The sequence below is a fragment of the Micrococcus sp. genome (assembly GCF_034179925.1).
Lineage (GTDB): Bacteria > Actinomycetota > Actinomycetes > Actinomycetales > Micrococcaceae > Micrococcus.
Genome location: NZ_JAXFPG010000020.1, coordinates 93915 through 106651 on the forward strand (window position 1 = coordinate 93915; position 12737 = coordinate 106651).

Annotated in this window: 11 protein-coding genes; 8 read left to right on the forward strand and 3 right to left on the reverse strand. The window is 73.6% G+C overall.

The features are described from left to right. Nucleotides 1-103: 103 nt before the first annotated feature. The 5 genes from SPI96_RS03965 (at nt 104) to SPI96_RS03985 (ending at nt 4301) form a co-directional block, all read left to right on the forward strand. On the forward strand, nt 104-1216 hold the full coding sequence (locus SPI96_RS03965) for an XRE family transcriptional regulator (RefSeq protein ID WP_321081070.1): 1113 nt from the start codon (nt 104-106) through the stop codon (nt 1214-1216). Continuing rightward, complete coding sequence (locus SPI96_RS03970; RefSeq protein WP_321081071.1) at nt 1213-1764, forward strand: nucleotide-binding protein; 552 nt, start codon at nt 1213-1215, stop codon at nt 1762-1764. Before SPI96_RS03965 ends, SPI96_RS03970 begins: the two co-directional genes overlap by 4 nt. A gap of 39 nt (nt 1765-1803) precedes the next feature. Then, the gene (locus SPI96_RS03975) at nt 1804-3105 is read left to right on the forward strand and encodes a sensor histidine kinase (protein ID WP_321081072.1); all 1302 of its coding nucleotides are present in this window, start codon (nt 1804-1806) and stop codon (nt 3103-3105) included. A 36-nt stretch (nt 3106-3141) separates the two neighbouring features. Then, nucleotides 3142-3822, forward strand: coding sequence for a response regulator transcription factor (locus SPI96_RS03980; RefSeq protein ID WP_321081073.1), 681 nt, complete (start codon nt 3142-3144; stop codon nt 3820-3822). 233 nt (nt 3823-4055) lie between these two features. Beyond that, entirely contained in the window at nt 4056-4301 is a 246-nt protein-coding gene (locus tag SPI96_RS03985; RefSeq protein WP_321081074.1) for a hypothetical protein, read from the forward strand. 4 nt (nt 4302-4305) lie between these two features. Here SPI96_RS03985 and SPI96_RS03990 read toward each other — a convergent pair whose 3' ends face one another. Further along, entirely contained in the window at nt 4306-4905 is a 600-nt protein-coding gene (locus SPI96_RS03990) for a helix-turn-helix domain-containing protein (protein WP_321081075.1), read from the reverse strand. 127 nt (nt 4906-5032) lie between these two features. Between SPI96_RS03990 and SPI96_RS03995 the strand changes: the two genes are divergently transcribed. Both SPI96_RS03995 and SPI96_RS04000 read left to right on the forward strand, forming a co-directional pair. Then, nucleotides 5033-5839 carry an ABC transporter ATP-binding protein gene (locus tag SPI96_RS03995; protein ID WP_321081076.1) on the forward strand — a complete coding sequence of 269 codons (807 nt, stop codon included), beginning with the start codon at nt 5033-5035 and terminating at the stop codon, nt 5837-5839. Nucleotides 5840-5842: 3 nt separating this feature from the next. After that, on the forward strand, nt 5843-8464 hold the full coding sequence (locus SPI96_RS04000) for an ABC transporter permease (protein ID WP_321081077.1): 2622 nt from the start codon (nt 5843-5845) through the stop codon (nt 8462-8464). 126 nt (nt 8465-8590) lie between these two features. On the opposite strand, the gene SPI96_RS04005 is transcribed toward SPI96_RS04000, so the two are convergent. Further along, the gene (locus tag SPI96_RS04005) at nt 8591-9712 is read right to left on the reverse strand and encodes a hypothetical protein (protein ID WP_321081078.1); all 1122 of its coding nucleotides are present in this window, start codon (nt 9710-9712) and stop codon (nt 8591-8593) included. 139 nt (nt 9713-9851) lie between these two features. Then, the gene (locus SPI96_RS04010; protein WP_321081079.1) at nt 9852-10850 is read right to left on the reverse strand and encodes a hypothetical protein; all 999 of its coding nucleotides are present in this window, start codon (nt 10848-10850) and stop codon (nt 9852-9854) included. Nucleotides 10851-11210: 360 nt separating this feature from the next. Here SPI96_RS04010 and SPI96_RS04015 point away from each other — a divergent pair, with 360 nt between their 5' ends. Further along, complete coding sequence (locus SPI96_RS04015) at nt 11211-12722, forward strand: amino acid permease (protein WP_321081080.1); 1512 nt, start codon at nt 11211-11213, stop codon at nt 12720-12722. Nucleotides 12723-12737 lie beyond the last annotated feature (15 nt).

The window sequence follows — 12737 nt, forward strand, 5'->3', positions numbered from 1 at the left end:
CAGGGCAGCGGTTCCCCCGAAGGTCGGGGATCGCCGGCCCACTACGCTGGCCGCGGGGGCAGTGAGCACACAGAGCTGCACCATGTGTGCGAGAATCGCACACATGGTGCAGCTGACCCCCCAGATGCTCGGCACACGCATACGCTCCGCTCGGGAACGGCAAGGACTCAGCCAGCAGGCCCTGGCCGAGGCCGTTGGACTCGATCGGACCATGATCAACCGCGTCGAGACAGGCCAGCGGAAGCTCACCGCACTCGAACTCGCTGCCATCGCCGACACTCTGAACACCCGGATGCAGGCCTTCTTCTCTGCGGAGATCCCTTCACTGGCGTCGCACCGTTCTGCTCAGGGTCTGGACACTGCCGACTCCGCCGTCGACCACCTCCTGGCCGCTGTGGCCGCCGACGTCGAGTTCCTCCACCGGCTCCGTCCGTTCGACGCGTTCACGGACAGGGAGGCATGGCAGCGTCCGGAGACAGAGGACGACGCCGAAACCATGGCGATGTCGGCGCGCCGAGAGCTGGGCTATCGGGAGGGCGAGCCCGCAAGGGATCTGCAGGACCGCATGGCGACCATCGGCCTTTTGGTGTTCTCGCAGGACTTCGGTGCGGATTCGGCGGACGCCGGCACCATGCTCCTGCGTCGAGGGGGCATATCCATCGTCAACTCGGCCTCGAAAGTCGGGCGACGACGCCTCTCGGCCCTGCACGAGCTGGGCCACTACCTCATCGCAGACGACTACACCGTGGACTGGCGCACCGCCCGTTCCGGGAGGGACGTTGAAGGCACCCTGGACAGGTTCGCACGGGCCGTGCTCCTGCCCAGCCAGACCCTGGTGCAGGGATGGCAGGAGGAGACCCGCACCGGGAGCGTTCGGGATGCCGCCGTGAAGATCACCGGAGAGTTCCATGTGGACATGTCGACCCTCGCGCGGCGCCTGCAGGAGCTGGACCTCGTCAATCCCTCGACAGCCAATGAGGTCCGCTCCACCCAGACCACACGGGCGGATATGATCGAGCACGACCTCTACCCCTCCGATGAGATGGAGGGGACCACCCAGCCACGGATGTATCAGAAGCATGTGCTCCGCCTCTACAAGGAGGAGCTCCTCTCTGCAGAGCGGGCTCTCGGCCTGCTCGGCGGGACACTCGATCACGCAGACCTCCCGCCCCTGCCTGCGCGCCAGGAGCATGCGCTCTGGGAGTACGTGTCGTGAAAGAGGAGGAGGTCACCTATGTCTTCGACACCGGTCCCCTCCGACACTTCACCCTGAACAACTGGCTGGGGGTGTTGAAGTTCCTGACGCGCGGGAGGGTGGTCATTCCCGAGAGCGTCGAGCGCGAACTGAAGGACCAGAGCCACCAGCACCAGGTCCTCCAGCAGGTGCTGACCGCCGAATGGATCGTTGTGGACCGCAGCGACGACCTGGAATACCTGGCCGCCTTCGCCGCCTATGAGGAGCACCTGGTGGAGGACGGCAGGAACAGAGGGGAATGCGGAGTCCTCGCACTGGGGAGAGTGCGAGGCCACCGGATCGTCATCGACGACAACGTCCCTCGCCGCCTCGCCAAGGAGGAGCACCTCGACTGCACGGGCACCCTCGGTCTACTCTGCCACGCGATCCGGGAAGGCCAGCTCACTGTCCCGCTGGTGGAGAGTCTCGCCGACGACCTCATCATGGGGGAGTATCGCCTCCCCTTCCCACGCGGCGGATTCCGCCGGTGGGCGGAGGAACAGGGGCTGCTCACCTCCCGACCTCGCTGAGCCGGAGGCAGTCCGGCCGAGTACGCCTAGTCTGAACGCATGAACCCCCTGCACCGCCTGGACGAGGCACTGCGCCGGCACCCGGTGCGCACGGACGTCGTCGTCGCCCTGATGCTGTGCGTGGCGCTGGTGGGCGGCCCCTGGCTCGTGTTCGGTGGGATGGTCACCCCGACGCCCCTGACCTCCTCCCCCGTGCAGAGCCTCGGGACAGTCACCGCGCAGCTGCTGCTCGCCGGCTCCTGGGCGGGCCGGCGCCGCGCCCCCGTGGCTGCGGCCGCAGTGGCTGTGCTCGGCGGGGTGCTGCACCTGCTCTTCGGCCCCGAGCTCAGCCCCGCCCTGGTGATGGTCCCGGCCACGGTCTACAACCTCGCGGCCCTCGCCCCGCGGTGGGCGTCCCTGGCCGGGCTGCTCGCCGGGCTCGCCGGGGGTGCCCTCAACGGTCTGAAGGTGTGGCTGTTCCCGGTGGAGGTCCTCACCCCGGACGGGCTGGGCATCCGCTCCCCCGCGGACCCGCTGGCGAGCACGATCATGGCCGTCACCTGCGGGCTTGCGACGCTCACCGCCTGGGCCTTCGGGGACATGGTCCGCAACCGGCGCCTGGCCGTACAGGCCCTCGCGGACCGGGCCCGCCGTCTCGAGGTGCAGGCCCGCCAGGAGCGGGAGCTGGCCGCCGCGGACGAGCGCAGCCACATCGCCCGCGAGATGCACGACATCGTGGCCCACTCCCTGCAGGTGATCATCAGCCAGGCCGACGGCGCCCGGTACGCGGGCGCTGTCCGCCCGGAGTCCGCGGTGGAGGCCCTGGGCACGATCGGCAGCACGGGGCGTTCGGCGCTCGCGGACATGCGGCAGCTGCTGGGGGTGCTGCGGGGGCCTGCGGAGCCGGTGGGCGGCTCGGATCGGGGCCGTCGGGACCCGGCCCGGCGGGAGGGCCCGCGCCCTGCCCCGAGTCTGGCGGATCTGCCGGATCTGGTGGCCACGCTGCGGCTGTCCGGGCTGGAGATCTCCCTGTTGGAGCAGGGCACCGCCCGCCGGCGGCTGCCGCAGGGCGGGGAGTTGACGGCGTACCGGGTGGTGCAGGAGGCGTTGACCAACACGCTGCGCCATGCCGGCCCGAGGGCGCAGGCGTTCGTGACGCTCGAGTGGACGGGCCGGGGCCTGCGCATCCAGGTGGACGACGACGGCGGCGGCCCCCGCCGCACCCCCGCGCCGGTGGGCGCGGGGCAGGGTCTGCGCGGCATGGCCGAGCGCGTCGGCCTGTTCGGCGGTACGGTGCAGTCGGGTCCGCGTGTGGGCGCCGGGTGGCGGGTGACCGCCCACCTGCCCTACTCCGAGGCCTGAACCGCACCGCCTGGACCGGCCCACCGAGAGGATCCCATGAACTCCGAGGAGACCCCCATCCGCGTCGCCCTCGTGGACGACCAGGCCCTGATCCGCTCGGGGCTGGCGATGCTCGTGGGCTCCCAGCCGGACCTCACCGTGGTGGCCGAGGCCGCCACCGGCCGGGAGGCGGCCGGGTCCGTGGCGGTGGCGGGGGCCGACGTCGTTCTGATGGATGTGCGCATGCCGGAGATGGACGGGATCGAGGCCACGCGTGCGCTGCTGGCCCGCCCGAACGCCCCGAAGGTGGTGGTGCTGACCACCTTCGACCTCGATGAGTACGCGCTGGACGCGATCGAGGCAGGGGCGAGCGGGTTCCTGCTCAAGGACGCCCCGCCGGAGGAGCTGCTCACGGCGATCCGCACGGTGCATCGCGGGGACGCGGTGATCGCCCCCTCCACCACCCGCCGGCTGCTGGCCCACATGGCGCCCCGGCTCCGCCCGGACGCCGGCCGCTGCCCGGAGGAGCGGGCCGCCGTGGACTCCCTGACGCCCCGGGAGCGGGAGGTGCTCACCCTCATGGGCCAGGGGGAGTCGAACCTGGAGATCGCCGCGCACCTGGTGCTGTCCGAGGCGACCGTGAAGACCCATGTGGGGCGGGTGCTGGCGAAGCTGGGCGCCCGTGACCGGGTGCAGGCGGTGCTCACGGCGCACCGCACCGGGCTCGTGCAGTTCTGAGCTGGGCGGCATCCGCGGACGGCAGGCCGCACCGCCGGACGGCACCATCGGGCAGCCGCCCTCATCCCTGGGTATGACCTGACCGCGTGGAGGTTCATCCTCAGGAGGCTCCCAGCCGGAGCGCGTGCACGGGATGCTGGTGGTGTCGGGTCTGGAGGCGCCCTGAAGGGAAGAGCAGGGCGCCTCCGCCTCCCCCGACGGACGACGTTCCCCTGACCCGCCGAGGAGGCCCCATGTCCACCGTCACGCCGCCACAGACCTTCCCAGCACCCGCCTCCCCGGCTGCGGAGCAGGCCGCCCAGGACGTCGAGTGCCTCACATTCTTCGCCGGCCTGGTGACTGCGGCGCTCACCATGCTCGTGCTCGCCCTGGGTACAGACCTGACGGCGATGCCCCGGCTGCTGCTGGCCCTCGCCGCCACCGTGCTGGTGTGCGTGGTGGTCCACACGGTGGCGGCCCCCGCCGGGACCCGGGGCTGAAGCCTCAGCGGGAGTCGGCCCGCAGGCCCCGGAGGAAGACCTCCAGCAGCCACTCCCGGTCTGCCCGGTTCCGGCCCTCGATCGAGAGCGGGAACGGCCGGGTGACCGTGAGCACCCCGGCCAGGTACTGCTCCCCGCTCACTCCGGCGGCCACGAGTCCGGCCCGCGCGGCACGGTCCACGGCGGCCTGCGCCCGGGCGAGCACCCGCTCCTCCACGGCGTCCACCTGCTCCGGCGGCGGGCACTCCTCGGGGCTCATGTCGTCCCGGGCGGCGAGCAGGGCCAGAAGGTTCTCCGCGCCGAGCTCCCGGGCCATCGCATGCCAGTGGGCCGCGACGTCGTCGCCTCCGTGGGCGTCCTCCGCAGCCGGGGTGTCGGCGCTGTCGAGGAAGCGCTGGACGATTGCCTCCAGGCGGGCCTCCACATGGTCCATCACCGCGGTCACGAGGTCCCGGCGGGTGGGGAAGTGCCGGTAGAGCGTGCCCACGCCCACGCCGGCTGCCTGCGCCACGGCGCGCAGGGACATGGCCGACCCCTGCTCGCCCATCAGCCGGGCGGCCGCCGCCACGAGGTCCTGCCGGTTGGCCCGCGCGTCCGCTCTCATGCGGGCCATTGTCCCACTCCGGTCCCATCCGCCCGCCGTGGGGCTCCTCCCCCGGGATGATCCCCGCCGCCACAGGTTCACCCCCCGGGCCGATCCGCTGCGGGCGTGCTCCGGCCAGGCTGAAGCCATGGACACCACCCCGACTCCCGCCGGCGCGCACTCCGCCGCTGCCCCCACCCCTGCCGAGCACGCTCGCACGGCCCCGCCCGCCGCCTCCGCCCGCGGCCTCGTCCAGGTGTACGGCACCGGAGAGGCCGCCGTGCACGCCCTGCGTGGGGTGGACGTGGACTTCGAGGCCGGCCGGTTCACCGCGATCATGGGCCCCTCCGGTTCGGGCAAGTCCACCCTCATGCACTGCCTGGCCGGCCTGGACACCCCCACGGAGGGCACCGTGACCCTCGGGGACACCGTGATCACCGGCCTGGACGACGCCGCCCTCACCCGTGTGCGCCGGGACAGGGTGGGCTTCGTGTTCCAGGCGTTCAACCTGGTACCCACACTCACCGCCGAGCAGAACATCCTGCTGCCCCTGGAACTGGCCGGCCGCACCCCGGACCGCGCGTGGCTCGCGGAGATCGTCGCCGCCCTGGGCCTGGAGGACCGGCTCACCCACCGCCCGCACGAGCTCTCCGGCGGCCAGCAGCAGCGCGTGGCCGTGGCCCGCGCCCTGCTCACCCGCCCCGAGGTGGTGTTCGGGGACGAGCCCACCGGCAATCTGGATTCGGCCACCGGGGCCGAGGTGCTGGGCCTGCTGCGCCGCGCGACACGGGAGATGGGCCAGACCGTCATCATGGTCACCCATGACCCGGTGGCCGCCGCCTCCGCCGACCGCGTGGTGCTGCTGGCCGACGGCCGCCTCGCCGGGGAGCTGCACGCCCCCACGGCCGAGCGTGTGGCCACCGCCCTGGCCGCCCTGTCCGGACGGGAGGCCTGAGCCGTGCTGACCGTCGCCCTGTCCCAGCTGCGCACGCAGCCTCGACGCTACCTCGCAGTGGTGCTGGCGGTGCTGATCGGCACCGGCTTCCTGGCCGCTGCCTCCCTGGTCGGCTCGACGGCGCAGGCCACTCTGCGCACCACGCTCGGCGCCGTCTACGCCTCCTCGGACCTCGTGGTGCTGCCCCGCTCGACCGACTCGTCCAGCACCGAGCCGGCTGAGGGCCCGGACCCCTGGCAGGCGCTCGGGTCCCTCGCCGGCACCCCGGCGGCCCCCGGCCCCCTGGGCCGCGTCGACGGCGTCGCCGAGGCCTGGGCGGTCGCCCCCACCTCCGTGGACCTCACCACCGCCGACGGGCGTGCGGAGGGGGGCTTCGCCCTCGCTCTGGCCGTCCCGCAGGATCCCGGCCTGGCCGGGGTGCACGTGCGGGAGGGCGCCCTGCCCTCCCCCGAGGACGGCTCCGGCGTCGCCGTGGACGAGAAGACCGCCGACCGGCTGGGCCTGCACCTCGGGGACCGCCTGAGCCTCAGCGCCGGCGAGGCGGGCACGGCCCAGGCCACCGTGGCCGGCGTCGTCTCCGCATCCCCGGACCCCTCCCTCTCCGCCGGCACCCAGCTCTGGGCCGGTGCCGCCCTGGTCGAGGGGCTGCACCCGGCGGATCTGCCCCCGTACGCCTCCGCCGTCCTGCTGCGCTTGGACCCCGGGGCGGACGTGCAGGCCGTGCAGGAGCGCGTGTCGGCCGCCGTGGGATCTGTCCCCGCGGATGTGAGCACCCCGGACGAGGCCGTGCGTGCCCGGCTCGCGGAGCTCTCCGGCGGCACGGACCTGTTCGGCTGGGTGCTCGGCGGGTTCGCGGTGCTCGCCCTGCTGGTGACCGGGCTGGTCATCGCCAACACCTTCCAGGTGCTGGTGGCCCAGCGCACCCGGGACCTCGCCCTGCTGCGTGCGGTGGGGGCCTCCTCCGGCCAGGTCCACCGGTCCGTGCTGGTCGAGGCGCTGGCCGCCGGACTGCTCGGGGCGGTCCTGGGCGTGGGGACGGCCCTCGGTCTGCTGGCCGCGGTCGCCGCCCTGGCCCGCGCGGCCCTCGGCGTGGACAGCCTCACCTTCGCCGCGGACCCGCTGGCGCTGGTGCTGATCACCCTGGTCGGCACCGCCGTGGCCGTGGTGGCCGCCGTGGGCCCGGCCCGCGCGGCCACCCGCGTGGCGCCGCTGCAGGCGCTGCGTCCCCGCACCGAGACCGAGGTGCGCTCGCGCGCCGGCCGGCTGCGGACCGCCGTCGGGGCCGTGCTGGCCGCCGGAGGCACCGCCCTGATGGTGTGGGGCGCCCTGGAGGGCGAGTTCCTGGCGGCGATGGGCGGCGGGGTGCTCTCCTTCCTGGGGGTGCTGATGCTGGCCACACTGTTCGTGCCGGCGGCGGTGCGGGGCGCGGCCGTGCTGGCCCGGCCCGTGGGCGTGCCGGGCCGGCTGGCCGGGCTCAACGCCACCCGCCACCGCTCCCGCACCGCCGCCACGGCCGCGGCCCTGCTGATCGGCACCACCCTGGTGGCGCTGTTCATCACCGGCGGCCGGACCACCCAGCAGCTCACCGGCGAGGCCCTGGCCGAGAGCTACCCCGTGGACCTCGTGGTCTCCCTACCGACCGGGTCCGACGCCCGCCAGGCCGTGGCCGCGGTGACCGACCTGGCGGAGGTGGACGCCGCCGTCGCCGCCTCCCCCGTGGGCACCACCGCCTCCGGCACCCCCGTCTACGAGGTCAGCCCGGAGGGGCTGCGCGCCGTGGTCGCCGCCGCCCCGCAGGGCCAGGGGGACGCCCTCGGCGCGGACGGCACCGTGTACACCCCCTCCTGGTCCGACCCGCAGACCACCGTGGTGGTGGACGGCCGGGTGCAGGACCTCACCTCCGTGCGCGGCTCCGGCCTGAGCGATGGCGTGTTCCTCAGCCCCGCCACCGCCGAGCACGTGCGCACCGCCGGCGTCCCGGCGGCCGAGCGCCGCGCCGAGCTCGAGCCCGTCCTCGGCCCCGAGCTGGACGTCTCCGCCGTGCGGGACACACCCGCCCTGCTGCTGGTCTCCGCGGCGGGCGAGGTCTCCCTGGACGGACTGCAGGGGTTCGTGGACCGGGTGTCCACGGCCGCCGGCCCGGGCTCCGAGATGATCGGCGGCGGCGCCCCGGAGCGGCTGATGTACGCGCAGGTCATCGACTCCCTGCTGTGGATCGTGGTGGCGCTGCTGGCCGCGTCTGTGCTGATCGCGCTGATCGGCGTGGCCAACACGCTGAACCTGTCCGTGATCGAGCGGACCCGAGAGAACGCGCTGCTGCGGGCCCTCGGGCTGACGCGGGGCGGGCTGCGCGGGATGATCGCGATCGAGGCGGTGCTGATCGCGGCCGTGGCCGCCGCCCTGGGCTGTGCGCTCGGCGTGTTCTACGGCTGGGCCGGTTCCCAGCTGGTCCTCGGGACCCTCATGGAGGGCCTCGGCCGGGAGGCCCTGGTCCCGGTGACCGTGCCCTGGGCCGAGCTGGCCCTGATCGTGGCGGTGGCGGCCGGGGCGGGCCTGCTGGCCTCCCTGCTCCCGGCCCGGCGCGCCGCCCGCCTCAGCCCCGTGCGCGGGCTGGCCTCCCTCTGAGGCCGGCGGCCTTCGAGGCCCACGCCGAACCGGGCCCGCCGCTCCCCGCAGCGGCGGGCCCGGGGTGCGGGGGTGTCCGGGCCCAGCGCGCGAGGGGCGCGGGACGTCTGAGCCCCCGACCCGACCTCAGCGCGAGGCGCCGCGGGTGAACACGGCGTCGCGGACGTCGTCGTCGTCCTCGAGGCCCGCGCCCAGGGCCGAGCCGATGGTGGCCAGACCGCCCACGAACCAGGCCAGCTTCACGTACTGCACCCACGTGGCCGGCTCCCCCGTGACCTCCGCGAACACGTCCGCGTCCACCAGCAGCAGCGCCCCGCCGAGCGAGACGAGCATGAGCAGCACGTGCAGCACCCCCACCCCGATCAGCACCGTCAGCAGCGTGGCGATGTTGAACACCGTCACCTGCTGCCGCTCCGACGCCCGCCGCGGCCGCTCCCACAGGTGCGCGCCCACCACAAGGCTCACCGTCACCGCAGCGACCGCCACCAACCCCACCAGTCCCATCTGCGTGGGCGAGTACTCCGCGGACAGCAGCCAGAGGTCCGTGGTGATCAGGGTCAGCGCCCCCGTGGCCAGCGCCGTGGACATCGACCGGGTCAAGGTCAACGCCACCGTCCACGGGCGGTTGGCCCGCACCGTCCCCAGGATCAGCCGCGCACTGGACGCGGCCACCCGCGCCGCGTAGGAGGCCCCGGACTCGCCGGCACGGGTCTCGACGTCGGCGGCGAGCTGGCGGGCCCAGCGCGCCGCGTCCGCGCGGTCCGCGGAGGAGGGGACGGCGTCGTCCGGGTCGAGCCCGAGGATCCAGCCGACCACCCGGTCCACAGCGTCCAGCGCGGACTCGTCCGCGTGGTCCAGGGACACGACGCCGGCCGCATGCCCCGGGGAGACCTGCTCCGCTCGCGTGTGCCGGCCCTGGACGAGCGGCCGCTCCGTGACGGCGACGGCCAGGTCCCAGTCCTCGTCCAGCATGCGGTCCCGGGTGACCTCGAGGAGGTCGAGGGCGTCGTCGTCCGGGTCCCCGAGGCGCTCCTCACGCAGATCCACCTCCCAGTCCAGGCCGGGGTACTCGGCATGAAGCCGATCGGCGAGGGCGGCGGTGTCGAGCCGGGCCGCGAGCGCTGCGGGGCCGAGCGGAGCGACCGGGTCGAGCGGGGCGGCCGACGCGTCGAGGAGGAGACCGAGGCGCACCCGGGTGGTGGGAGCGGAGGCGGTGCCGGCGAGGGAGGAGGCGGGGCGGGAGGTCACCGCACCATTCTCGGCCCTCGTGCTGCACCGCGATCCGCCCGCCCTCCGCGCTATGCCCACCCCGCCCACCGATCCGCTGCGGAAACGGCCCTTCTGGGCTCACCTGAGGCCGCCAGAGGGGTCGTTTCTGCAGCAGATCTCACCAGGGCTGCGCGGGGGCGTACGCCTGCCGCTGCGCGATGGCCCGCCGCACGAGCTCCACGGTCTCCACGAACCCCCGCGCCCGGTCCGGGCCGGCCACCCGGATCACGATCCACCCCGCCCGCTGGAACACCGCGTCCCGGCGCGTGTCCTTGCCCACCTGCGCGGCGCCGTCGTGCCCCTTGCCCTCGTACTGCACAGCGATCTTCCACCTCCAGTACCCCAGGTCCGCGCTGGCCGGGTGGAAGATCGAGTAGTCGGCGTCCCACAGCTCGATCTGCAGGTCCGGTTCCGGCAGTCCCGCGGCCACGAGCGCCAACCGAAGCTCCGTCTCCGGCGGCGAGTCCGAGCCCTCCCGGACCACCGCGAGCGCCTGCCGGGCCCGCCGGGCACCCGTCTCCCCGCGGTGGCGTTCCAGGGCGCGGTGCAGGTCCTCCCGCCCGGCCAGGGCGCGGATACCGCGGGTGTCCGAGCGGCGGGCCAGGTGGTCGCCCACGGTCACGAGCCAGCCGGGCTCCAGCACCGGCGCCAGGTGGAACCACGCGTCTGGGAAGGAGGCCTCCGGGACGCTGTGGGGCCGGGGACGCCGCACGATCACGCGGGACGGGTCCACGGTGCGGGTCACGACGTCCTCGTCCGGCACCGCCCGGCGGCCGCGGGGGCGCAGCACGGTGGGACGCACCCGGGTGGCGACGTCGGCCGGCAGAGGCCAGCGCTGAAGTCTCGCCACCGATTCCCCCGTGACGACGGCGTCCGGGTACCGCGTGCAGATCTCCTGGAGTCGGGCGATCTCCTCGGCGCGGGCGGCCTCCACGGCGGAGGCGACGAGGGGTGGGATGCTGCGTGGGGTGAGGCCCACCCATCGGTACCAGCCGTGCCGCACCCGCCGGACGTCCCGGCTGCGCAGCCGCGAGGCGGAGAGCCCTGCGGCCGCCGCCTGGGCGCGTGAGAACACACGGCCCTTGAGGTGCTCGGGGAAGGGTCCTGGTCTGCGCATGTCCCCCAGCGTGCCGTGAGTGAGGCGGCCCCGCTCCGCGTGTCCACAGGCGGGGGCCTGTGCAGGAGTCACCGCGCGGTGGGGCGAGCGGACTCGTGCTGATCCGCGAGACGTGACGTTGCCCGGCGATCCGCCGCAGAAACGACCCCTCTGACCGCCGTCAGAACCGTCAGAGGAGTCATTCCTGCAACAGATTCACCAGCGCCCTCCCGGATCGGTGATACTGGGGGCACCCCCGCCCCTCGCGCGCGCCCCGGGCCCACCCCTGCCCATCTGCCGTGCGGTCGATCGTCCTCCGTCTGCGCCACCCCCGCTCCTCGACGGACGTCGTCTCCGTCCGTTCCCTCTCGGAGTCTCCTGATGCCCACGACTGTGGCCGGGCCCGTCGCGCCCGCTTCCTCTGCCTCCTCCGTCCCGCCGGGCCCCGCCCCGGAGCACACCCCCGAGGCCCTGATCGCCGCGGAGGACCGCGGCCTCCACAAGGATCTCTCCCCCCGCCACCTGCAGATGATCGCCATCGGCTCGGCGATCGGCACGGGCCTGTTCCTCGGTGCCGGCGGCCGTCTGCACACGGCAGGCCCCTCCCTGGTGCTCCTCTACGCGATCTGCGGGTTCTTCGGCTACCTGATCCTGCGCTCCCTGGGCGAGCTGGTGGTCCGCCGCCCCTCGGCCGGCTCGTTCGTCTCCTACGCGCGTGAGTTCTTCGGTGAGAAGGCCGCGTTCGTCTCCGGCTGGCTGTCCTGGCTGAACTGGGCGATGGTGGCGGTGGCCGAGGCCACCGCGCTGGCGCTGTACGTGGCCTGGTTCGGGCGGTACACGTCCCTCTCGTTCCTCGGGGAGATCCCGCAGTGGATCGTGGCGCTGGCCATGGTGGTGCTCGTGGTGTCCCTGAACCTGATCTCCGTGAAGATCTTCGGCGAGATGGAGTTCTGGTTCGCGCTGGTCAAGGTGCTGGCCCTGGTGGCGTTCCTGGTGATCGGCACGGTGATGGTCCTCGTGGGCACCCCCACGGGCACACCCACCGGGTTCGCGCTGATCTCGGACAACGGCGGCTGGTTCCCGAACGGGGTGCTGCCAGCGGTGATCATGACCCAGGGTGTGGTGTTCGCGTACATGGGCATCGAGCTGGTCGGCACCGCCGCCGGCGAGACCAAGGACGCCGCCGCCGTCGTGCCGCGGGCGATCAACTCGATCCTGTTCCGCGTGGTCCTGTTCTACTGCGGCTCGGTGCTGCTGCTGTCCCTGCTGATGCCGGCGAGTGCGTACTCGGCGGGCGAGTCCCCGTTCGTCACGTTCTTCGACTCGATCGGCGTGGACTACGCGGCCCCGATCATGCAGTTGGTGCTGATCACCGCGGCGATGTCCTCGATGAACGCGGGCATCTACTCGACGGGGCGCATCATCCACTCGATGGCGGTGGCGGGGTCCGCGCCGAAGTTCGCCCGCTCCGTGACCCGTTCGGGTGTGCCGTGGGGCGGGATCGCCATGACCGCGGCCGTGGCCATGGTGGGTGTGATGGTGAACCTCGTGGTGCCGGAGCTGGCGTTCGAGATCATGCTGAATGTGGTGGCAATCGGTGTGGTGGCCACGTGGGGCACGATCTGCGCCAGCCATCTGAAGTTCCTGCTGCTGTGCCGGCGCGGGGAGATGGAGCGCCCCTCGTACCGGGCACCGGGTGGGATCGCTGCGGATGTGGCGGTGCTGGTGTTCCTCGCGGCGGTGCTGGTGCTGACGGCGCTGGACTACCCGGTGGGCACGTTCACGCTCGCCTCGCTCGTGGTGGTGGTGCCGGCGCTGATCGGCGGCTGGTTCCTGGTGCGGGACCGCGTGGCGGAGATCGCGGCGGTGGCCGCTGCCGCCGAGAGCCGCTGATGTTCCGCTGACCGC